The organism is uncultured Gilvimarinus sp. (assembly GCF_963972205.1).
Lineage (GTDB): Bacteria > Pseudomonadota > Gammaproteobacteria > Pseudomonadales > Cellvibrionaceae > Gilvimarinus > Gilvimarinus japonicus.
In genome coordinates, this window is the sequence record NZ_CAXAUC010000001.1 from 325,607 (window position 1) to 349,189 (window position 23,583).

The following is a 23,583-nucleotide window of genomic DNA, read 5'->3' on the forward strand; positions in this document are numbered from 1 at the left end:
CGGCCCGTTAACACTCCTGAACAGTTAGTCCGTTAGGCAGGCGGGGTCGAAGGTATATTTGCCTGCCAGCCAATCGGCTACTTCGGCGCTCATGCCGCTGTCGTCCGCCAGTTGAGAATAATGCTCGGATAAGTGGGCGCGCTGTTCCGGCGTTAGCTTGCCGAGGCCCTCGGCCGAAAAGCGCGCGGCGTCCTCTTGTAGTGCGGCGCGCAATACGGGGGGGCAAAGCTGCTCCAGAAGTTCATTAAACAATTGGGCGGGCTGGTAGTTGGCGCTTGCATAGGCGCGGGGCAGGCTCGCGAGTGCCAGCTTAGACAAGTTGAATTGGTTCATGGGGTTGACTGCGTGACCGGCGAGCAAGTCGCCAATGTCGGCGCGATCGCGGCTAAAAGGTTTAAGGTATAGGTGCTTTGATTTTATCGCGCCATCGTTGACCGGGTAGTTGTCCCATAGAAAGGGGCGGCGCTGTAAGCGCTCGGCGACATCGCCCAGGTGTGAGCGCGTAAAGTGGTCAGTGCAGACCTTGGGGCCGGTCCAAAAGATATCGATGGCGGGGTCAAGCGAGCTGCCCAGGGTTTCCCAGTAGTCTTTAGGGCGAGCTCCAAACACCTTCTCTAACGTGGGGTCATCGCTGTAATAGGTGGGGCAGAGTATGACTTTAGACGCACTGGTGAGCGCTGCGGCACGATGGGCAAGCTCGGTCTGAATCGCCGCGAGTTGTGGCGTGTCGCCGCGCATATCGTCGAACAAAAGGGCGAGTATGTCCGGCTGCAGCTCGTTAATGCGTGTTACTTTGGTGTCTAAGCTGGCGCCATCTGTACGCCCTTGGGGGCCGCATAAGTCCAGTGGGCTTAGGCCCAGGCCAAATTTGACGCCTGTTGCTCGGTAGTGCTGTCTAAGGCTGTTTAGGGCTCGCCAGTCGTGGGGTGACCAGTCTTGGCGCCACTGGCTGCGCAGGCGAGAGTCGCCTTTGGGGGCATATAGATAATAGTCGTAACCGGTTTGCCTTAAAAAGCTGGCCAGTTCGGTGCGTTGTTGCCAGCTCCAGCTGCGGCCGAAAAAACCTTCTATTACACCGAGCGGAATGCGCTTTGCCATGATCCTGCCTTAAGGTCGGGTGAGTGTGGCTGGCCCTTGCGAGGGACTATTTAGGTTGCCAGCTTAATTCAGCTGGCGTGTGGGATAAAGCGCTAATGGCGGGTTGTTCTCGATGGGGTCAGATTGACATAAAGGCCCTGTATGCCTATGATAGCCGCCTTTTTGCACCGCACTACATCTGTGTTTGCCCGGTAGTATTTGGGCGCTCGCCGAGCAGGGTAAGTCCCTGAGCTGCCAAGGTTTATTTTGTTGACGTTACGCACCGTTTTGGCGCGTAAATGGTGGTCTGTAGAACGCGGTGTGTTATTTAAATAGACCTGAACAGAGGATGCGGACCGCACATGTCTAGCCGTACCGAACTGACTGCCTGGCAGGCCCTTGAAGCACACGCTCGCGATATGCAAAACAAGCATATGAGCGATTTGTTTGACGAAGATGACCTGCGATTTGCCAAATTTTCCCTCAAGTCCCCTAATATCCTGCTCGATTACTCCAAAAACCTGATTACCGAAGACACGCGTAAAGCCTTGATTGACCTCGCCGAGGCCTGCGATGTGGAATCTTTGCGCGATAAAATGTTTGCCGGTGAGAAGATCAACCGCACCGAGGATCGTGCCGTATTGCACGTAGCGTTGCGCGATCGCACTGGTGAGCCGTTAGAGGCCGACGGCGACGATGTTCGAGCTCAAGTAAAACATGAGCTGGAGCGGATGCGCTCTTTGGTGGCACAGGTCCGTGGTGGCGATTGGCGTGGCTATACCGGTAAACCCATGACCGATGTCGTGAGTATCGGTATTGGCGGCTCAAACCTGGGTCCGTTGATGGTGACCGAGGCCCTGAGTGGCTACAGTGATGGCAGTTTAAATGTTCACTATGTCTCCAATATTGACGGCTTCCAGATCGCCCAGACGCTGCGTGATCTGGACCCCGAGACAACGTTATTTGTGGTTGCCTCTAAAACCTTTACCACCTTAGAGACCATGACCAACGCCAGCTCGGCAGAAACCTGGTTTTTGGATAAAGCCAAAGATAAAAGCTTTATTAATCGCCACTTTATTGCCGTCTCGTCCAATCGCCCCAAAGCGATGGAGTTTGGCGTCGCGGAAGAAAACATCTTTGATATGTGGGACTGGGTAGGCGGCCGCTTCTCATTGTGGTCCGCCATTGGCTTGCCCATTGCGCTGAACCTGGGGATGGAGATCTTTGAAGAGCTGCTGGAAGGCGCCTTTGAAATGGATCAGCACTTTTTAACGGAGCCACTATCTAAAAATGCGCCCGTTATGTTGGCGTTGATGGGGGTTTGGAACAATAACTTCCTGGGCCGTAAGGCGCACGCATTGCTGCCGTATGATCAGTGTTTGCACCGCTTGCCTGCCTATATGCAGCAAGCCGAGATGGAAAGTAACGGTAAAAGTGTTAACTGGTCTGGCGAGTGTATTGATTACTCCAGCGTCCCGTTGATTTGGGGTGAGGTTGGCATTAATGGCCAGCACGCTTTTTATCAGTGTCTGCATCAGGGTACGCAAATTGTACCGGCCGACTTTATTGGTTCAGTCGAACCTACGGTGGCGGTTAAAGGCCATCATGACGCCTTGATGGCCAACTTCTTCGCGCAATCCGAAGCGATGATGCGCGGCATTAGCGCCGATCAAGTACGCGAAGAGCTAAGTGCCAAAGGCATGGGCTCAGAGCGTATTGAAGAAATCGTGAACCATAAAGTGCACGAGGGTAACCGCCCGACGAATACTATTTTGCTGCAAAAAGTGGATGCTCGCTCGCTGGGCTCGCTGATTGCGATGTATGAGCACAAAATTTTCGTACAGGGCATTATCTGGGAGGTGCACTCATTTGATCAGTGGGGTGTCGAGCTGGGTAAAGTGTTGGCAAACGGCATTTTGGCGGAACTGGCGCCGGACGCTGAAGTTGGCGCCGGACATGATGCCTCGACCCGCAATCTGATAGAATACTACAAGAAAGCCCGATAACGGGTTCTGCTCAGCGCAGGACAAATGGGTGTCTAGACTCACCCGCGAAGACGATGCCCCGGATGCCTGATGGCCGGGGGGTCGTTTTGTTGTTTCTGTGCTGAGGCCCTAAAGCCGCATTAGAGCGAAAAGCCGAGCGGCCTCACCGCGAAAGTGGTGAAAACGAGAGAGAGCGACACATTACAGCCATAAACCCTGCATAGACCGGCTATCCCGTCTGTGCGGCAGTCTGTATTCCTAAGCATACGATGACTAATGGTAACAAAATGACCGATAGCAAAATTGCTGCAATTACCGACCGTATTATTGAGCGCAGCCGCGGCACGCGCGAGGCTTACCTAGCCAAAGTTGAGCGTGGCCGGGCCAACGGTCCCGCTCGTAAAGGCTTGTCTTGCGGCAACCTAGCACATGGCTTTGCCGCCTGCGGCACCTCCGATAAAGAAGCGTTAGCCGAGGGCGACGCCCCCAACCTTGGGGTTATTTCCTCTTACAATGAAATGCTATCGGCCCACGAGCCTTATGGCACTTACTTAGAGCCTATCAAAAAGTCTGCCCACGAAGCGGGTATGACCGCTCAGTTTGCCGGTGGCGTACCGGCTATGTGTGACGGTGTGACTCAGGGCCGCGATGGCATGGATTTGTCATTGTTTAGCCGCGATGTCATCGCCATGTCGACCGCCATTGCGCTATCTCACGATATGTTTGATGGCGCCATGTGTTTGGGGATCTGTGACAAAATTGTGCCGGGTTTAACCATTGGCGCGCTGTCTTTTGGTCAGTTGCCGGTTATTTTTATACCCGCCGGCCCTATGACGCCGGGCTTGCCAAATGCCGAGAAAGTACGTGTGCGCCAATTGTTTGCCGAGGGCAAGGTAGGCCGCAAAGAATTACTTGAGGCCGAAAGCGCCTCGTACCACAGTGCGGGCACCTGTACCTTTTACGGCACCGCCAACAGCAACCAAATGCTGATGGAGATTATGGGACTACACTTGCCCGGTAGCTCATTTGTTAATCCGGGTACGCCACTGCGTGATGCCTTAACCGATGCAGCGGTTAAACAACTGGCGGCGATCACTTCTCGGGGTACCTATACGCCGATGGCTGAAGTGGTTAGCGAAAAAACCATTGTTAACGGTATGGTTGGTCTGTTGGCTACGGGCGGCTCTACTAATCACGCGATACATATTATGGCGATGGCCCGGGCAGCGGGTGTTATTGTCAATTGGCAGGACTTGTCTGATCTGTCTGATGCGGTGCCTTTGATGTGCCGTATTTACCCCAACGGCCTGGCCGACATTAATCGCTTTCAAGCGGTTGGTGGTATGGGTTATCTAATGCGCGAGCTGCGCGCGGAAGGCATCTTGCACGATGATGTTAAAACGGTGATGGGCGAGGGCGGTTTGTCCCATTACACCCAAGAGCCATTCTTGGATGGCGGTAAGTTGGTGTGGCGCGATGCGCCGCAAAACAGCCTTGATGACGGCGTGTTGCGCCCTGCGAAAAGTGCGTTCAGCCCCACTGGCGGCATGAAACTGCTGACGGGCAATCTGGGGCGCTGCGTGATTAAAGTGTCGGCCGTCAAACCCGAGCACCGCAAAGTAAAAGCTCCGGCGATTGTGTTTGAAACCCAAGACGCGCTGCAACAAGCGTTTAAAGCTGGTGAGCTGGATAAAGATTTTGTTGCGGTCGTGCGCTTTCAGGGCCCCAAGGCCTGTGGCATGCCCGAGCTACACAAACTCACCCCACCGTTGGGTGTATTGCAAGATCGGGGCTACAAAGTAGCGCTGGTGACGGACGGCCGTATGTCGGGCGCCTCGGGTAAAATTCCCGCCGCTATTCACCTAACGCCCGAGGCGTTAGATCAAGGTCCCATCGGCTTGGTGCGCGATGGCGACATCGTGGAGGTTGATGCCGAAAGTGGCATTTTGCAGTTGCATGTCGATGAGCAAGAGTTAGCCAAGCGTGAACACGCTGAGCCCGACTTAGACCAAAGTCACGAAGGAATGGGTCGTGAACTCTTTGCACCGCTGCGACAAACCGTAGGTGCTGCCGAAGAAGGCGCCACCGTTTTTCGCTGGTAAGTTTAGGCAACGCATAACCATATTTGATAGATAGGATTCATCCATGCAGAAACCTTTTGATTTTGTCATTTTTGGCGGCGCGGGCGATTTGGCCTTGCGCAAATTGATTCCGGCCTGGTATCGGGCCTATCGCGATGGGCAAATGCCTGAAGGTTCGCGTATTTTTGGCACCATGCGTAAAGCCGAGCAAGCAGAGAATTACCGCGCGATGGTACGCGAAGCCGCTTTTAACTATCTGCGTGACGACGAAATCGACAACGAGACTTGGAACAAGTTTGAAGCCTGCGTGTTTGGGGTGTTTATTAACATCACCGAGCGAGACGAGCACTGGGATGCTCTGGCCAAAACCTTACAAGAAGGTAATGAAGAGCGTATTTTTTACATGGCAACGCCGCCGGCGGTATTTTCGGCCTGCTGTAAAAATATCTCCGACTCGGGCATGATCAACAAAGCCTCGCGAGTCGTGGTCGAAAAGCCTCTAGGTTACAACGGCGAGTCGGCCGAGAAGATTAACGCTGATATTGCGCAGTACTTTGAAGAAGACGCTATTTTCCGTATCGATCATTATCTCGGTAAAGAGACGGTACAAAACCTACTGGCGCTGCGTTTTACCAATTGTATTTTTGAGCACCTGTGGGACTCTAAATCCATTGATCACGTAGAAATTAGCATCTCCGAAACAGTCGGCCTGGAAGGTCGCGCCAGTTTTTACGACGATGCTGGTGCACTGCGCGATATGGTGCAAAACCATTTAATGCAGTTGTTGTGTTTGGTGGCCATGGAGCCCCCGAGCAAACTTAACGCCGACAGCATTCGCGCTGAAAAGCTCAAAGTGTTGGATGCCCTACGCCCCCTAACCGGTGATGATGTGGCGGCAAATACCGTGCGTGGTCAGTATGTGGCTGGCGAGTCTGGCGGCAAGCAAGTGCCGGGTTATCTTGATGAGCTGGGTAAAGACAGCAACACCGAGACCTTTGTCGCAATTCGCGCGCATATCGATAACTGGCGCTGGTCCCATGTGCCGTTCTATCTGCGTACTGGCAAGCGCTTAAAGCAGCGCTGTGCGGAAATCATTATTCAGTACAAAACCGTCACACACCACATTTATCCTGATTCAGCCGGCGCGATGATTCCTAATCGCCTCGTGATTCAGTTGCAGCCCGATGAGCGCGTGCAGATGATTGTGACCTCCAATAACCTGGAGAAACACGAAGCTGATTTAGTGCCGAGTGTACTGAACCTAAATCTCACCGATAACTACGACAAATTTTACTCGGACGCATACAAACGCTTGATGTTAGATGCGGCGGCCAATAATCCGGCACTGTTTATTCACCGCAACGAGGTGGATGCCGCATGGGGCTGGATCGATCCGATCATCGACGCGTGGCAACGCCCGGAGAATAAGCCTCAGCCGTATCCGGCGGGTAGCTGGGGGCCTCAGGCTGCGATGGATTTGTTGGGCGAAGATGGCCGCTGTTGGTTTAACGTCGGTGAGAATATCAAAGGTCAAGAGTAAGGAATTGCGACATGGCTGTAGTTGAACGTTTTTATGATACGCGCGAAGCGATGATCGATGCCGTTTTTGAGCACACGATTGAGGCCCTGACAGAGGCGTTGGCCGATGGCGATGCTGCCAGCTTTTTAGTCTCTGGCGGTAGCTCGCCGGCGCCGATATACAAGCGCTTATCCGAGGCGGATGTAGCGTGGAATAAAATTAAAGTTGCTTTGGTTGATGAGCGTTGGGTTGACTTCGATCACGATAAAAGCAACGAAGCTTTTATCGTAAAAACCTTGCTGCAAAATAACGCCGCCAACGCTAAGTTGATCGGTATGAAAAATACCGCCGCAACGGCCGCTGATGGCCTGGCGCAGTGTGAAGCATCCTACCAAACCCTGCCGACACCGTTTGATGTAACGGTGTTGGGTATGGGCCCCGACGGCCACACCGCATCTTGGTTTCCCCACGCAAAGGGTTTAGATGAAGCCTTAAGTAGCGATGCCTTATGCAGTGCTATTACCGCCCGAAAAAGTGAGGTGACTGGCGACTGTGTTGAGCGCATGACACTGTCGTTGGCGGGTGTCGCTAACAGTAAGCATGTGTTGTTGTTGATCTCTGGCGATGAAAAGCTGGCGACCTACCGCGAGGCTTTGGCGGGCGGCGATGTGGCGGATATGCCGGTACGGGCCATCCTAGAACAAGACAAAGTACCAGTGACGGTTTACTGGGCACCTTAATTATTTGCTAACGAACAAACGAGGACATTTACGTGGGTCTATCCATTGATGAGATTGTAAAAGTAGCGCCGGTTGTGCCGGTTATGGTGGTGGAAAATCTAGAGGACGCTGTTCCTTTGGCCCAGGCTCTGTACAACGGTGGCTTGAAAGTATTGGAAATCACTCTGCGCACTCCTGTCGCGCTGGACGCAATCAGCGCAATGGTCAAAGCCTTGCCAGAAGATGCTGTGATTGGCTCGGGCACAGTGGTTACGCCTGAAGATTTACAGGCCTCAGTGGATGCCGGCGCTAAGTTTATGGTTAGCCCGGGTACCACACCTGCGTTAATTGAAGCGGCAAAAAAGTGTGATGTTCCTTTGCTGCCCGGTATCGCAACCCCATCTGAAGCCATGAACCTATACACCCAAGGGTTTACTCACCTGAAGTTCTTTCCTGCCGAATCAGCCGGCGGTGTGAGTATGGTTAAGTCAATTGGGGGCCCGCTGCCGCAAATTACCTTTTGCCCCACGGGCGGCATTAACTTAGAAAAAGCACCAAGCTATTTGGCGTTGCCCAACGTTGCTTGCGTGGGCGGAACGTGGATGGCGCCAAAAAATCTTATCGCCGAGAAAAAATGGCAAGAGATTGAGACGTTGGCGCGCGAGGCGGCAAGCTTAGAACGCTAAAAGTTACGCGAGTAAGGTGTGCCGCCGATAGTTGCGATGCGTGTACACACGACAGGTGCTTAGCGCCGAGAAGATTAGGTTATTAGCCCCGTTCATGGAGCGGGTAAAATTTATAGGAGAGGCATAAATGACAATTCGAGTGGCTATTAATGGTTACGGGCGCATTGGTCGCAATGTACTGCGGGCGTTGTACGAGTCTGGTTATCGCGATCGGATTCAAGTGGTTGCAGTGAATGATTTGGGTGATGCCGAGCTGAATGCACATCTGACCAAATACGACTCTGTTCATGGTCGTTTCCCTGGTGAAGTCCACGTTGATGGCGACAAAATGGTCGTTAACGGCGATGAGATTCAAATTACCGCCGAGCGTAATCCAGCTGACTTGCCTTGGGGCAAGCTTAATGTGGATGTGGTTTACGAGTGTACCGGTATCTTTACCAGCCGAGAGAAAGCTAAATCGCACCTGGAAGCCGGCGCGAAAAAAGTTATTATCTCTGCTCCTGGTACCGATGTTGATGCCACCGTTGTGTACGGCGTAAACGACAGCATCTTAAAGGCGACCGACGAGATTATCTCTAACGCCTCTTGTACCACTAACTGCTTGGCGCCGGTGGCGAAAGTATTGAACGATAAGTTTGGCATTGAGCAGGGCTCAATGACCACTATCCACGCTTACACCAACGACCAGCACTTGAGCGATGTGTTCCACAAAGACATCTACCGTGCTCGCTCTGCCACGCAATCTATGATTCCGACCTCTACTGGGGCGGCGCGCGCTGTGGGCTTGGTGTTGCCAGAGCTGGATGGCAAATTGGACGGTATGTCCGTGCGTGTTCCTACCATCAATGTGTCCTTGGTTGACTTGAATGTACTGGTAAAAACTGACGTGACCGTTGAGGATGTTAACGCGGCCATGAAAGAAGCCGCGGAAAACGAGATGCCTGGCGTGTTGGTGTATAACGATGAGCCGTTGGTTTCTATCGATTTTAACCACATCCCCGCGTCATCCAACTTTGACTCTAAGCAGACCAAAGTGATGGGCACTCGCTGGGTTAAAATTATGTCTTGGTATGACAACGAGTGGGGCTTCTCCAACCGCATGCTGGATAACACCATTGCACTGATGAACGCTAAATAAGCGAGAGATACTATGTTACGCCGTACAAAAATCGTCAGTACACTGGGGCCTGCGTCAGAGTCGGAAGAAGTACTAGAGAAGCTGATTCTTGCCGGAGTCAACGTGGTGAGGTTAAATTTCTCTCACGGTTCTCCGGAAGATCACAAAGGGCGTGCGGAAGCCGTGCGCCGCTTGGCCAGCAAGCACAACCGTTACGTTGCGGTACTGGGTGACCTGCAAGGGCCTAAAATCCGCATCGCTCGCTTTGCCAATGGTCCGATTCGCTTGGCTATTGGCGATAAGTTTGTTTTGGATGCTTCGCTTGAACGCGATGCCGGCACTCAAGAAAGTGTTGGTATTGACTACAAAGAGCTGCCAAACGATTGTGTCGCCGGCGATAAATTGTTGTTGGATGACGGTCGTGTGGTTTTGGACGTCGATAAAATTGAAGGTACTAAGGTTTTTTGCACTACCAGTGTTGCCGGACCTTTGTCGAACAATAAAGGCATTAACCGTCAAGGCGGTGGCTTAACCGCTCCGGCTTTGACGGAAAAAGACTTTGCCGATATCAAAACCGCCGCCGAGATCGATGTTGATTATCTTGCGGTATCCTTCCCGCGCAGCGCCGATGATATGAACACCGCGCGCAAGCTGTTGGAAGAAGCTGGCGGCAAAGCGGGTTTGGTGTCTAAAATCGAGCGCGCAGAAGCCGTGGCTGATGACAAGATACTGGATGAAATTATTGCCGCTAGTGACGCGGTGATGGTTGCCCGAGGTGATTTGGGTGTCGAGATTGGCGATGCGGCACTGATCGGTGTGCAAAAACGCATTATTGCCCGCTCGCGCGCGCAGAATAAAGTGGTTATTACCGCGACTCAGATGATGGAGTCGATGATTAACAGCCCTTTGCCAACTCGCGCCGAAGTGTTTGATGTGGCTAACGCGGTACTGGATGGTACGGATGCGGTGATGCTCTCTGCCGAAACCGCGGCCGGTAACTTTCCGGTTGAAACGGTAGAGGCGATGGCTCGCGTTATTGTGGGGGCTGAACAGCACCCGCAGGCGAGCTACGATTCTTACCGTTTAAATGAATCGTTTGGCACCATCGATGAGTCTATTGCCTTGGCGGCCATGTACACGGCAAACCACTTGCCGGGCGTGAAGGCTATTATCGCGTTGACCGAGTCTGGCACCACGCCTCGCTTGATGTCTCGGGTCGGGTCACAGCTGCCAATTTTTGCATTTTCGCGTCATATTGCCACGCAGCGTCGCGTTGCCTTGTATCGCGGTGTGCGTCCGGTGCCGTTTGAAAGCGTAAGTGCGCCTTCTAGTGCCGATTACGTGCGTGCCATGAATATCCTGAAAGATAACGGTGTTTTGGCGGATGGCGATATGGTTATTATCACCGGTGGTGATACCGATCAGCTCGGCGGTACAAATGCGATGAAGATTCTTAAAGTCGGTGAATGACCCGCGGAATTTTTAGAGCAACAAAACGGCAGCTTCGGCTGCCGTTTTTTTTGCTCTGATGCAAAGCGCGACAGCGTAGATGGTGTAACATCACAAACGCAATACTGCACCCGGAGGATATATGAAAACATTGATTTTAGTGCTGGGGCTGGCGCTGTGCTGCACCGCGCAGGCGAGCTCGCCTGGTAATCCTATTGAGTTGGACGGGATGTGGCAGCAGGGTGCCGTGTTGCGCGGCCGTGTGCCGGTTGGTGCCCAGCTGCAACTTGATGACACCGCTGTGATGGTCGGGGAAGCGGGCGAGTTTGTGTTTGGTTTGGGGCGCGATGCCGCCGCTAGCGCCCAACTCACGCTGGTGCTGCCAGACGGCGAGGTGAGAAAGACGACCTACAAAGTTGCGCCAAAAGAGTATCAAATTCAAAAAATTGAAGGGGTGCCGCAGAAAACCGTTACCCCGTCGGCCGCGCAGCAAGAGCGCTCTCGTAAAGAGGCCGCTAAAGTATGGCAGGCGCGGCAAGAGCGCGGTGTGGCAACTGATTTTACGCAGGACTTTAAATGGCCGCTGACTGGCCCCATTACTGGGGTATACGGCTCGCAACGAGTTTATAACGGTGAGCCGCGTCGCCCTCACTACGGGGTCGATATTGCGGCGCCGACGGGTACACCGGTAAGTGCGCCGGCAGCGGGTAAGGTGACGTTAGCTGAGCCGGATCTGTTTTTCTCTGGCGGCACCTTGATAATTGATCACGGGCACGGATTGTCGTCGACCTTTATCCACTTATCTAAGGTTGTTGTAGAGGTTGGCCAACGGGTCGAGCAGGGCGATGTGATAGCCCAGGTCGGGGCCACTGGTCGAGCCACTGGCCCGCACTTAGATTGGCGGATGAACTGGCTCAACCAGCGAGTCGATCCAACCACACTTGTGGGGCCAATGCCGGCTCCAGATGCTGCCGGTTCGCCGTGAAGACAGCGGCGTCACGGCAGTGTAATATAGCGCCCCCACACATTACTGATTTTTGCCGCCACCCACAGGGTAAGGCAGAGGCTAGGTAACAAAATGATCGACAAAAAGCTACTCAGTATATTGGTGTGTCCGGTGAGCAAAGCTGAACTGGACTATCAAGCCGATAAAAATGAATTAGTTTGCTGGAGCTCCGGGCTGGCATACCCTGTTCGGGACGGTATTCCGGTCATGCTAGAAAGTGAGGCAAGGCGCCTTTCTGACGAAGAAAAACAGCAACACAAACACCGCTGATACCGGCGAAATCGCACCACAATTACGAATACTGCACAACAACGACTTGAACCGACGGATACCCTATGAAAAGCGCTGAAATTCGCGACGCCTTTTTACACTACTTTGAATCAAAGCAGCACACCATCGTCCCTAGCAGCTCTTTAGTGCCGGGCAATGACCCGACTTTGCTGTTTACCAATGCCGGGATGGTGCAGTTTAAAGACGTTTTTCTCGGCTCAGATCCACGTCATTACAGCCGCGCGACCAGCTCGCAGCGTTGTGTGCGTGCTGGCGGCAAACACAATGACTTAGAAAACGTCGGCTATACCGCGCGCCACCATACTTTTTTTGAAATGCTCGGCAACTTTAGCTTTGGCGACTATTTTAAGCGCGATGCCATTCATTATGCGTGGGAGTTTTTGACGGGTGTCCTTAAGCTGCCCGAAGAGCGTCTGTGGATTACGGTGCATATCTCGGATGATGAGGCGGCGGATATTTGGCTAAAAGAAGTCGGCGTGAGCGCCGAGCGTTTTTCGCGTTTGGATGAAGATAACTTTTGGCAGATGGGCGATACCGGGCCCTGCGGCCCCAGCTCTGAAATATTTTACGATCATGGTGCCGATGTGCCCGGCGGCCCTCCAGGCAGTGAAAACGACGACCTGGACCGTTACATCGAAATTTGGAACTTGGTGTTTATGCAGTACGAGCGCCAAACCGATGGCGAGCTCAAACCGCTACCAAACCCCTCAATCGATACCGGTATGGGGTTAGAGCGTATCGCCGCCGTGATGCAGGGAGTGCACACTAATTACGAGATTGACCTGTTTCAGCATCTGTTAAAAGCCGCCGCTAAAGCCACCGGATCGCAGGATTTGGAAAATAAATCCTTGCGTGTGATCGCCGATCACATCCGCTCAAGTAGCTTTTTAATTAGCGACGGTGTTTTACCGTCTAATGAAGGTCGCGGCTATGTGTTGCGCCGCATTATTCGCCGCGCGGTGCGTCATGGTCACCAGTTGGGCCAAGAGGGCGCATTCTTTTACTCGCTGGTTGCCGCATTGGCCGAGGTCATGGGAGATGCCTACCCGGAGTTAATCGAGCGCGAGGCGCAAATAGCCAAAGTCCTGCTGGCCGAAGAAGAGCAGTTTGCTAAGACCCTCGATAAAGGCATGACAGTTTTAGAGTCCGCCTTGGCGGAGCTTAACGGAACTGAAATCCCCGGCGATGTTGTGTTTACCCTTTACGACACCTACGGCTTCCCCGTTGACTTGACCGCTGATATTGCCCGCGAGCGCAACCTGACAATCGACCAAGACGGCTATGAAAGCGCGATGACCCAGCAGCGTGAGCGGGCACGGGCCGCCGGGCAATTTAAAGTTGATTACACCCAAGCCGCGCTCGACTTACCGGCTACCGAGTTTACCGGTTATACCGAGCTGGCCGGTGACAGCCGAGTGCTGGCCGTCTTGCGTGACGGGGTGACGGTAGAGCGCGCGATTGCCGGCGATAACGTTGCGTTAGTGCTCGATCAAACCCCGTTTTACGCCGAGTCCGGTGGCCAGGCGGGCGATAGTGGTTATCTTGAGGCCGGTAGCGTGCGCTTTGAGGTGCGCGACTGTATTAAACAGGGTGGTAATTTTTTACATATTGGCCGGGTGTTACACGGTGAAATCACACCTGACGATGTGCTGCAGGGCCAGGTGAACGCCGATGTCCGTACCGCAACCGCATTGAATCACTCGGCAACGCATCTATTACACGCGGCGCTGCGTACCCTATTAGGGGAGCACGTGACGCAAAAAGGCTCGCTGGTTGACTCCGAGCGCTTGCGGTTCGATTTTTCGCATTTTGAAGGTGTCACACCCGCTGAGCTGAAGGCGATTGAAGCCCTGGTTAACGATCAGATTCGTGCCAATACAGCGGTTAAAACTGAGCTTTGTGATATGGAAACCGCCAAAGAGCGTGGCGCTATGGCACTGTTTGGCGAGAAGTACGGTAGTGAAGTTCGTGTACTGACCATGGGTGATGGTTTTTCGGTCGAGTTGTGTGGCGGAACCCACGTGGCTCGTACCGGGGATATTGGCCTGATGCGTATTACGAGCGAGTCGGGCATCGCCTCTGGTGTACGTCGGCTGGAGGCCGTTACTGGCCGTACCGCACTGGCGTTATTCGATCAGCTCGATGAGCGTCTGCAACACGCCGCCAGCATTATTAAGGCCAGCCCCGAGAATCTGGTGGATAAGCTCGAACAGCTTGCGCTGCAAAACCGCAAACTGGAGAAAGATCTAGCGGGCTTAAAGACCAAGCTGGCAACCGCGGGCAGCCGCGACTTGGTTGCCGAGGCCACCGAGGTCGAAGGCATTAAGGTGCTCGCGGTAAAACTGGAAGGTGCGGATGCTAAATCCCTGCGTGACAGTGTCGATCAAATGAAAAACAAGCTCGGCTCGTCAGTGGTTTTATTGGCCTGTGTGGAAGAGGGCAAGATTGCTCTGGTCGCGGGCGTCAGTAAAGACGTTACCACACGTATTAAGGCCGGGGATTTGATGCGTCACGTTGCCGCAATGGTCGGTGGTAAGGGCGGTGGCCGCCCAGACATGGCGCAAGGTGGCGGTACTGACACAGCGGCACTGGACGGCGCGTTAGCGTCTGTTGCTGACTGGGTGAAGGGCGCACTTTGAGTGTAAATAATTGTATAACAGTGCAACAAACTGATTAACAACTGTCTTAGTTTGGTGTTTAATTGCCGCCTTTTGCGCAAGCCTGTCGCGAACGGTGTTAATTAACCGAGAAATATGAGGAATAGGCCGGGAATGAGCTTATTGGTACAGAAATACGGTGGTACCTCGGTAGGCACCGTAGAGCGAATTGAGGCGGTGGCTGACAAAATTGCTGGGTTTCGCGCCGACGGTCACGATATGGTGATTGTGGTGTCGGCCATGAGTGGTGAGACAAACCGTTTGATTGCGTTGGCAAATGCGATCCAGCCAGCCCCCGACCCCCGGGAAATGGACGTGCTGGTCTCGACTGGTGAGCAAGTCACAATTGCTCTGCTGTGTATGGCGCTTAAAAAGCGTGGCTGGGATGCGCGTTCTTATACCGGTACACAAGTTAAGATTTTAACCGACAACTCCCACACCAAAGCGCGTATTCAGTCGATTGACGATGGCAATATGCGCGCGGATTTGGCCGCGGGCCGGGTAGTGGTGGTGGCCGGTTTTCAGGGTGTGGACGAGCAAGGCAATATTACGACGCTAGGTCGCGGCGGCTCGGACACCACAGGTGTCGCTTTGGCGGCGGCGTTAAAAGCTGATGAATGCCAAATTTATACCGACGTTGACGGCGTTTACACCACCGATCCGCGCGTGGTTGAAAAAGCGCGACGACTGGAAAAAATTACGTTCGAAGAAATGCTGGAAATGGCGAGCCAAGGCTCTAAAGTCTTGCAGATTCGCTCAGTGGAGTTTGCCGGCAAGTACAACGTCCCGCTGCGGGTTTTGTCTAGTTTTAAAGACGGGCCGGGAACCTTGATTACCCTCGATGAGGATGAGAACACTATGGAACAACCTGTTGTCTCTGGTATCGCCTTTAACCGCGATGAAGCAAAAGTTACCTTGGCGGGCATTCCCGATACCCCGGGCGTCGCGTCTAAAATATTGGCGCCGGTTGGCAAAGCCAACATTGAAGTTGATGTGATTGTCCAAAATGTGGCGGCCGACAACACCACGGACTTGACCTTTACGGTGAACAAAGCTGATATGCACAAAACCGTAGCGGTGCTTGCCGACGTAGCTAAAGATATAGGCGCACGTGAGGTCATCAGCGATGATGCGATCGCCAAAATATCTATTGTTGGAGTTGGTATGCGTTCGCACGCCGGTGTTGCCTCAACCATGTTTACAGCTCTGGCAGAAGAGGGCATTAATATCCAGATGATCACGACTTCTGAAATCAAGATCACCGTGATTATCAGTGAAAAGTATCTCGAGTTGGCTGTGCGCAGTTTGCACAGCGCCTTCGGCTTGGACGCCGAAGCGGTACAGGCGTAACACAGCTTCTGTTCTGTGCGTAAGCCTGCACCATAAAAGACGGATGTTTGGGGTTTGAGAAAACCTTTTTGGGGGCAACTCCCCTTTTTGCGAAAAATGGTCAATACTGTCAGTAACGGACATTAAGGTTCGGACCTGCAATATGGCATTAGGTACGCAAGCGGGGGTTAACTTATGGCGGCAGTGGAGAGAGGAATCCGGCCGCAGAACAGGATGGAAATAAGGAGTAGGTTATGTTGATTTTGACCCGCCGTATTGGCGAAACCTTGATGGTTGGTGATGAAGTCACTGTCACTGTACTGGGTGTAAAAGGCAACCAAGTCCGCATTGGTGTCAACGCGCCAAAAGATATCGCGGTACATCGCGAGGAAATTTATCAGCGCATTCAGCGCGAAAAGCAAAATCAGGAAGACGGCTTAGCATAGTGTCCTCCGGCGACATATAGTATGTCCGATAAACGGCAACTTTTAAGTTGCCGTTTTTTTATGGGTTGTATCAATTTTATTCAAGCCGCTTGAATCATCACCAGAAGAGCATTTTTTTTGCCTGCGATGACTCACAACCCTTTGAATTTCTGTGGAATATGGTATTATGCCGCCCCAGTTGAGCGAAGCCACAAACGTGTGTTTACGCTTAATTGACACGGAGAGGTGGCCGAGTGGCCGAAGGCGCTCCCCTGCTAAGGGAGTATACCTTGATCGGTATCGAGGGTTCGAATCCCTCCCTCTCCGCCATACAGTAAAAGCCGCCGGACGCTGAATAGCACCGGCGGCTTTTTTATGTCTAAAGGTTGGAGAGCTGCTTGTTGCCCCTGGCAGCGGCTCCTGCCTGTATCGCTCCTCGCAGCACGGTGGCGGGACCACGTGTGCCAGAAAGGCCTCAGGAGGTCGGTTAGAGGCTTTAAGTTCTCTTCGGCTCGGGGTGGTGTTTGCCGCGTGTCGAAACTCTGAGGCTGTGTTTTGTCGAGCGCTGTCAAACTTAATTAACAGGTTGCTAAATTGGTAACCAAAATGCCGCTGAACCGCCTAATTTTTCGGCTTATTCAGTATTTTAGAGGTTTCTGACGACACCTTTTATCAAATGTTTTATTTAGTCGTCCTGCGTCACAAAATTGGTAGTTAATTCGGTGTACAAATTGGTGTGTGTTGCGCTACTGTCAGCTCACTATTTGGTAAGCGCAGCGCGGTTGCGCTTAGAGTGTGCTTATCAAATAAGGCGACCAAGTGGTGGGTTAAAGCTAATTAAGCGTGGTGATCTCGCCTGAATTCTTTGGTTACGCCGTGCGAGCAATCGCGTTGTGCGAGAGTTCGCTGCCTGACACGCTTGGGCGCACAGTTAAGCTGACTTGAAAAAACTAATAAATCAAGCTCACGCACAGATCACAAACTGTGGCTTTGTCGTTTCTTTTTCGCAGTCAGTGGTTTCTTAGTGCCGGATACGAGTGAAAACCTTTGTGGTGTGCTCGTATGTAGTCGCGGCAATACTTATAAAAACACAGTAGGAGATTATGTCCATGAATAAACATATTCGCGTGCCTGGAAAATTAACGTTGTTGGCGGCACTTTTGGCGGTTTCCCATTCCGCCGTTAGTTTTACCGCTGAGCCTGTGGCAGTAAGTGCTTCTGATAACGACGGAAATACACCGGATAATACCCTCGATAATGACTTTTCTACCCGTTGGTCCGCGGACGGGGATGGTCAGTGGATACAGTTTGACTTAGGCTCTGTTGTTAACGTCGAATCGCTTGATGTCGCGTTCTATAAGGGCGATCAGCGCACCTCAACTATTGATATTCAAACCTCAACCGATGCCAGTAGTTGGGAAAGCGTGTTCTACGGCGATCAGGTAGCGAGTACCGCGACGCAGCAGAACATTGATGTGGAAGATTCTGAGGCGAGCTACGTAAGAATCGTCGGTTATGGCAATACATCCAATAGCTGGAACAGCATTACCGAAGTCGATATTAACAGTTCAGAGATTAGCAGTAGCTCATCCAGTCAATCTTCTAGTAGTAGTTCTGCGGGATCAGTGGGGGCCTCGGCAAGCTCTGATGATGGCAACGTCGCCAGCAATGTATTGGATAACGACCTAGATACTCGCTGGTCGGCTAATGGCAGCGGCGAGTGGTTGCAGTTGGATTTAGGCCGTGTGCAACAAGTTGGCAGTGTCAATATCGCGTTCTATAAAGGTGACCAACGTACTTCATCGTTTGATATTCAAGTCAGTACCGATGGCTCAGATTGGGATACGCTTATCTCCGGCGCCACCAGCTCGGGTTTTGGCACGTCTCTGGAATCGTTTACTGTCTCAGAGACAGATGCACGTTATGTCCGTTATGTCGGCTACGGTAATAGTGCAAACGATTGGAATTCGCTAACGGAAATGAGTGTGAGTGCAGACGCTGATGAGACAAGCAGTTCGTCTTCTAGCTCTAGCACGGCATCGTCATCCAGCAGCTCTTCTTCTGTTGACAATAGCTCCTCGTCGAGCTCGTCGGCGCCTTGGGAAGGGGGTGGTAACACTTATACCGCATCGCCTGACGATGTTGCCGATGTGCTGGCAGGTGCCTCCGGTGGCGACGAGATTATCGTTACCGGCTCGGGTGAAATGTCTCTTAAAAACCTGAGCTTTAATTCGCCGGTGCTGATTCGTGCGGCATCGATTGGTGGCACTACCCTGACTAATGCTACGATCGACAACAGCAATAACATCATTGTGCAAGGTTTTGTGTTTGGACCTAACGACGAAAGCACTTACCTGAAAATTGTTAACTCCACCAATATTCAGGTTTTGCGTAATACCTTTGACCACACCGATGTGATGAACAGTCAAACCGCGATTGTTACTACCCAAGCCAGCGAATACATCTCGATCGGCTACAACGAATTTCGCGGTAAAAACCAAATGTTTACCTCCGAAGGTTACAAGCTGACCGGCAGTTACATCAAAACCCAGTTTGATGACCCGCTTATGACAAAGCATTTGCATGTTTACCGCAACCACTTTAAAGATATTTATCCCTATGTTCCCGATGGCACCACACCCACCGGTGATTCGGATCGAGAAGTTATGGCGATGGGTATCGCGGATTCGCAAGACGTAGTGACTAACAACGTTGTGGAATATAACCTGTTTGAAAACTGTGACGGTGAGAATGAAATTATCACCGTTAAAACTTCAAATAATAAATTTCGTTACAACATTTTTAAAAACTCTATGGGTTCGCTGTCGTTCCGCTTAGGCTCCGATAACGAGGCGTACGGCAACTACTTTTATGGTGAAGGCGCGAGCGCGAACTGGGATGATGATAACTATCAAACCGGTGGTATTCGTGTATACGGTTCTGGTCACCTGATTTACGACAACTACATGGAAGGCCTGACCGGTATTAGCTGGCGCCGCCCGATCCTGATTGACTCCGGTGATACCTCTGACAGTACCGGTGCCGATAGCCATGAGACGCCAAGTAACCTTTCGGTATACGACAACACCATTGTTGATAGTGTAGGTGGTGGTATTCACATCGGTAGCGATAACTACGGCAATATGCCTTACAACATTAGCGTTGATAATAATCTTGTGGTGGGCAGCGAGGGTATTTTGTTTAACAATTACGCCAATGATTCATCTAACACCTGGTCTGGCAACCGGGCATACGCCACAGGCACTGCCGCGGCCGTTGGTGGCGGCTCACTTAGCTCTTCTGAAGTGGCGGTGCTGTCTGGCGCGCCTAGCATCAGTGCGCCGACAAAGCTAACGGCAAGCGATGTAGGTCCTGATGCGCCTTAGGCCAGGGTGCTAGTGTGTTAATGAAGCCGGCCTTATTTTCGGGCCGGTTTTATCGCTTCAGGCGAGTGGGTAAAACTCAGAGGGTTAAGCACCGTGATGTTTACATAAAAAAGCCCCAATGAAGGGGCTTTTATCGATGCGTATAGCCAGTGTCGCGCTTAGCTGTTTAATTGCTTAAATGTACGAATCGTTTTGTTGAACTCTTCGGCGTAGTCCTTGAGTTCGGTTTCGGCGCTGCGCAATTCATTTGAGCTAAGCTTGGCGCAGCTTAAGTAAGATTCGGTGGCGCGCACGTAAGCTTTTACTTCGTTGTTGGTTTTAACCATTTGTGCGGTTACCGCTGTCGTTGGATCCGGGATCGCAGGGCGGTTTTGTGGCTTGTCGCACGCTTGAGTGCTGGCAGCGGCAAAAACGGTTAGCAGGCTAGCGGCAATAAGAGCTTTTTTCATAACAGTATCCATCATGGTAAGGTCGATAACGCGGTCCCTGTGACCGCCTTTTACGAGGGTGGGCTGTTGTTCTTGTTGCAACAGTGTGACCCGGTTCACATTTCTGTGGGGCTATTCTGCCACTGCTTTGCGCTTCTGGAAATATCTTTCACTAATCAATTTGTTATGGTTTTGGCGCAAATCTAAACATTCAGTTATTTCTAGATGGTATATCAGCGTCTTTTCTTTATTCTTTATCAGTATTGTGGCGTTAGTGGATGAAGTATCTGCCGTCGCCGAAATATTGCCGGAGATTTGACGCCGGACGAAACGTTTGCGAGGGCGTTTGGGGGGATGTTTTTGGGTGAAGACATCACCGGATCGCTGATCTATCCGGTGATGTCAGGTGTAAAACCGCTACCTTTTAGAGTTTCGCGAGTGTTTCCAGCTGCTCGCGTAAAGTGACCAACGAGGCGTCAATGTCTTCGAGCTTTTGCTGCTCTTTGGATACGACCTCGGCGGGGGCTTTGTCGACAAATTTAGGGTTTTGCAGTTTGCCAGCGGTGCGCTCGTGATCTTTCGCCAGGCGATCGATCTCTTTGTTTAGCCGTGCGCGCTCGGCGTCCACGTCAATCAAGCCGGCCATGGGCACCAAAATTTCCAGTTTACCCACCAATGCGGTAGCCGATGCGGGGGCCTCGGCGTCAGTTGCGAGCCACTCGATAGATTCTAGGTTGGCGAGCTTTTGCAGGTATTGGCGGTTGTTGTCTAGCAAGCGTTGATCGTTGTCGCTGCCGTGCTGCAGAAACAGGGGGATGTGCTTGCCGGGGGCGATATTCATCTCGCCGCGAATGGTCCGAATACCCACAATCACGCCTTTTAACCACTCGATATCGGCGCTCGCCGATGGGTCGACTTTATCGTTGTCGGCAGCGGGGTAGGCGGCCAGCATGATGGTCTCGCCGGTGGCGCCGGTTAGGGGCTTAATACGCTGCCAAATCTCTTCGGTAATAAACGGGATCAGTGGGTGCGCTAGGCGTAAGGTAGCCTCTAGCACGCGAATCAAGGTGCGGCGGGTGCCTTTTTTCTGCGCGTCACTGGCGTTCTCGTCCCATAAAATCGGTTTGGATAACTCTAAATACCAGTCGCAGTATTCGTTCCAAAAAAACTCGTAGAACGCCTGAGTGGCAAGGTCTAAACGGTAGCTGTCCAGCGCCTCGGTAACGGCTTGCTCGGCTTGTTGCAAACGACTGGTAATCCAGCGGTCGGCCAGTGACAGTTCATAGTTGCCGCTGTTGTCCTGATCGCAGTCCTCGCCTTCGGTGTTCATTAGCACGTAACGGGTGGCGTTCCACATTTTGTTGCAAAAGTTGCGGTAGCCTTCTACCCGGCCCATATCGAATTTAATATCGCGGCCGGTTGATGCTAGTGAGCAAAACGTCATGCGCAACGCGTCGGTGCCGAACGACTCAATACCGTCGGGAAACTCTTTGCGGGTCTGTTTTTCGATTTTAGCGGCGTCTTTTGGTCGCATTAAGCCGGTAGTGCGCTTTTGTACCAAGGTGTCTAAATCAATACCGTCGATGATATCCAGTGGGTCTAAAACATTGCCCTTGGATTTGCTCATCTTCTGGCCCTGAGAGTCGCGCACCAAACCGTGGACGTACACGGTTTTAAATGGCACCTGCGCTTTGCCGTGCTCGTCTTTAACCAAGTGCATGGTCATCATAATCATCCGGGCAACCCAGAAGAAAATAATGTCAAAGCCCGTTACCAGCAGATCGGTGGGGTGGAATTTTTTCAAAAATTCCGTTTGCTCGGGCCAGCCCAAGGTCGAGAAGGTCCAGAGCCCAGAGCTAAACCAAGTGTCCAGTACGTCGTTATCTTGCTTAAGCACGACTGACTCGGCTAATTGGTGTTTGCTGCGCACTTCGGCTTCATCGCGGCCGACGTAGACTTTGCCGGTTTCGTCGTACCAGGCGGGAATGCGGTGACCCCACCATAGCTGACGAGAGATACACCAATCTTGAATGTCGCGCATCCACGAGAAATACATGTTTTCGTACTGTTTGGGCACAAACTGAATGTCGCCATCTTCGACCGCTTTAATAGCGGGCTCGGCCAAAGGCGTAGTGCTAACGTACCACTGATCGGTCAGCCAGGGCTCAATTACCACGCCCGAACGATCGCCGCGCGGTACCTTAAGGGCGTGATCGTCTATTTTTTCCAGCAGGCCAGCAGTTTCTAAGTCGGCGACGATTTGCTTGCGCGCCACATAGCGGTCCATGCCTGCGTAAGCGGTGGGCAGAGTGGTGTCCACTTGATCGTTGCTGCTGCCATCCATGTTAAAGACTTGGGCGGCAGCAAGAATCGCGGCGCTTTCGTCCAATACGTTGATCAGTGCCATGCCGTGGCGCTTGCCGACTTCGTAGTCGTTAAAGTCGTGTGCCGGGGTAATCTTGACGCAGCCGGTGCCGAATTCGCGCTCGACATAATCATCGGCCACGATCGGAATGCGGCGGCCTACTAGCGGTAGCTCAATCTCTTTACCAATTAACGACGCATAGCGCTCGTCTTCGGGGTGCACGGCAACGGCGGTATCGCCCAGCATCGTTTCGGGGCGCGTTGTGGCAACCACCAAATAGCTTTTGCCTTCGGTGGTGGTGGCGCCATCGGCGAGCGGGTAGCGCAGGTGCCACATAAAACCTTTTTCATCGTGATTTTCGACTTCAACATCCGAGATGGCGGTGTGCAGTTTTGGGTCCCAGTTAACCAAACGTTTGCCGCGGTAGATCAGGCCGTCGTCGTATAGGCGTACAAATGCTTCTTTAACCGCATCGGACAAACCATCGTCCATGGTAAAGCGCTCGCGAGACCAATCGAGTGACGAGCCAAGCCGGCGCAGCTGCCGGGTGATATTGCCCCCGGATTGCTCTTTCCACTGCCAGACTTTCTCCAAGAATTTTTCGCGCCCCAGATCGTGGCGGCTAACGCCTTCGGCGGCCAGTTGCCGCTCGACCACCATTTGCGTGGCGATACCGGCGTGGTCGGTACCCATTTGCCACAAAGTGTCGTCACCGCGCATGCGGTGATAGCGAATCATGGCATCCATCACGGCGTTGTTAAAACCGTGGCCCATGTGTAAGTTGCCAGTGACATTGGGCGGCGGAATCATAATACTGTAGGCGTTATCCCCGCCTTGGGGTTTAAAGTAGCCGCGCTCTTCCCAAGTTTGATACCAACTTTGCTCGATGGCTTGGGGCTGATAGGTTTTATCCATGGATGTCACTGCCTTTGATCATTGCTGGGCGCCATCTTTGGGGCGCGCTTTCGGTCGAAAGGGCGCAATTATAACGGGTTTGGCGGCACAAGTAGAGCGCCACAGACGCGTCCCGGTAGGGTGGCGTTAATGGCGCTTGATTTGACGC

General features: G+C 52.5%; 16 protein-coding genes and 1 tRNA gene. 14 read left to right on the forward strand and 3 right to left on the reverse strand.

Annotation, left to right across the window (positions count from 1 at the left end; genetic code table 11):
• Positions 1-24 precede the first annotated feature (24 nt).
• Positions 25-1,098 carry a beta-N-acetylglucosaminidase domain-containing protein gene (locus tag AACY82_RS01390; protein ID WP_339614969.1) on the reverse strand — a complete coding sequence of 358 codons (1,074 nt, stop codon included), beginning with the start codon at positions 1,096-1,098 and terminating at the stop codon, positions 25-27.
• Positions 1,099-1,439: 341 nt separating this feature from the next.
• Here AACY82_RS01390 and pgi point away from each other — a divergent pair, with 341 nt between their 5' ends.
• From pgi to AACY82_RS01460, 14 genes are all read left to right on the forward strand, one after another.
• Entirely contained in the window at positions 1,440-3,083 is a 1,644-nt protein-coding gene (gene pgi / locus AACY82_RS01395) for a glucose-6-phosphate isomerase (protein ID WP_339614970.1), read from the forward strand.
• A 266-nt stretch (positions 3,084-3,349) separates the two neighbouring features.
• Positions 3,350-5,164: a phosphogluconate dehydratase gene (gene edd / locus AACY82_RS01400; protein WP_339614971.1), complete on the forward strand. Its 1,815-nt coding sequence runs from the start codon at positions 3,350-3,352 to the stop codon at positions 5,162-5,164.
• Positions 5,165-5,207: 43 nt separating this feature from the next.
• Positions 5,208-6,683 (forward strand): glucose-6-phosphate dehydrogenase, encoded by a 1,476-nt coding sequence (gene zwf, locus AACY82_RS01405; protein WP_339614972.1) that lies wholly within the window; start codon positions 5,208-5,210, stop codon positions 6,681-6,683.
• An 11-nt stretch (positions 6,684-6,694) separates the two neighbouring features.
• Entirely contained in the window at positions 6,695-7,402 is a 708-nt protein-coding gene (pgl, locus tag AACY82_RS01410) for a 6-phosphogluconolactonase (RefSeq protein WP_339614973.1), read from the forward strand.
• 32 nt (positions 7,403-7,434) lie between these two features.
• Positions 7,435-8,067 carry a bifunctional 4-hydroxy-2-oxoglutarate aldolase/2-dehydro-3-deoxy-phosphogluconate aldolase gene (gene eda / locus AACY82_RS01415; RefSeq protein ID WP_339614974.1) on the forward strand — a complete coding sequence of 211 codons (633 nt, stop codon included), beginning with the start codon at positions 7,435-7,437 and terminating at the stop codon, positions 8,065-8,067.
• Between the two features lie 127 nt (positions 8,068-8,194).
• On the forward strand, positions 8,195-9,205 hold the full coding sequence (gap, locus tag AACY82_RS01420) for a type I glyceraldehyde-3-phosphate dehydrogenase (RefSeq protein ID WP_339614975.1): 1,011 nt from the start codon (positions 8,195-8,197) through the stop codon (positions 9,203-9,205).
• A 12-nt stretch (positions 9,206-9,217) separates the two neighbouring features.
• Positions 9,218-10,654 (forward strand): pyruvate kinase, encoded by a 1,437-nt coding sequence (gene pyk, locus AACY82_RS01425; protein ID WP_339614976.1) that lies wholly within the window; start codon positions 9,218-9,220, stop codon positions 10,652-10,654.
• Positions 10,655-10,775: 121 nt separating this feature from the next.
• Positions 10,776-11,618, forward strand: a complete 843-nt coding sequence (locus AACY82_RS01430; protein WP_339614977.1) for a M23 family metallopeptidase — start codon at positions 10,776-10,778, stop codon at positions 11,616-11,618.
• A gap of 93 nt (positions 11,619-11,711) precedes the next feature.
• Positions 11,712-11,909 carry a Trm112 family protein gene (locus tag AACY82_RS01435; protein WP_339614978.1) on the forward strand — a complete coding sequence of 66 codons (198 nt, stop codon included), beginning with the start codon at positions 11,712-11,714 and terminating at the stop codon, positions 11,907-11,909.
• Positions 11,910-11,974: 65 nt separating this feature from the next.
• Entirely contained in the window at positions 11,975-14,569 is a 2,595-nt protein-coding gene (alaS, locus tag AACY82_RS01440) for an alanine--tRNA ligase (RefSeq protein WP_339614979.1), read from the forward strand.
• A gap of 132 nt (positions 14,570-14,701) precedes the next feature.
• Positions 14,702-15,937 carry an aspartate kinase gene (locus AACY82_RS01445; protein ID WP_339614980.1) on the forward strand — a complete coding sequence of 412 codons (1,236 nt, stop codon included), beginning with the start codon at positions 14,702-14,704 and terminating at the stop codon, positions 15,935-15,937.
• A 233-nt stretch (positions 15,938-16,170) separates the two neighbouring features.
• On the forward strand, positions 16,171-16,362 hold the full coding sequence (csrA, locus tag AACY82_RS01450) for a carbon storage regulator CsrA (protein ID WP_339614981.1): 192 nt from the start codon (positions 16,171-16,173) through the stop codon (positions 16,360-16,362).
• Between the two features lie 219 nt (positions 16,363-16,581).
• Positions 16,582-16,671: transfer RNA gene (locus tag AACY82_RS01455), tRNA-Ser, on the forward strand.
• A 779-nt stretch (positions 16,672-17,450) separates the two neighbouring features.
• A complete protein-coding gene (locus tag AACY82_RS01460) occupies positions 17,451-19,727 on the forward strand; it encodes a discoidin domain-containing protein (RefSeq protein WP_339614982.1) in 2,277 nt (758 codons plus the stop codon).
• A gap of 158 nt (positions 19,728-19,885) precedes the next feature.
• Here the strand turns inward: AACY82_RS01460 and AACY82_RS01465 are convergent, their stop codons facing one another.
• Together AACY82_RS01465 and AACY82_RS01470 are read right to left on the reverse strand one after the other, a co-directional pair.
• On the reverse strand, positions 19,886-20,176 hold the full coding sequence (locus AACY82_RS01465; RefSeq protein ID WP_339614983.1) for a hypothetical protein: 291 nt from the start codon (positions 20,174-20,176) through the stop codon (positions 19,886-19,888).
• Between the two features lie 403 nt (positions 20,177-20,579).
• Positions 20,580-23,435, reverse strand: a complete 2,856-nt coding sequence (locus AACY82_RS01470) for a valine--tRNA ligase (RefSeq protein ID WP_339614984.1) — start codon at positions 23,433-23,435, stop codon at positions 20,580-20,582.
• Positions 23,436-23,583: the final 148 nt, after the last annotated feature.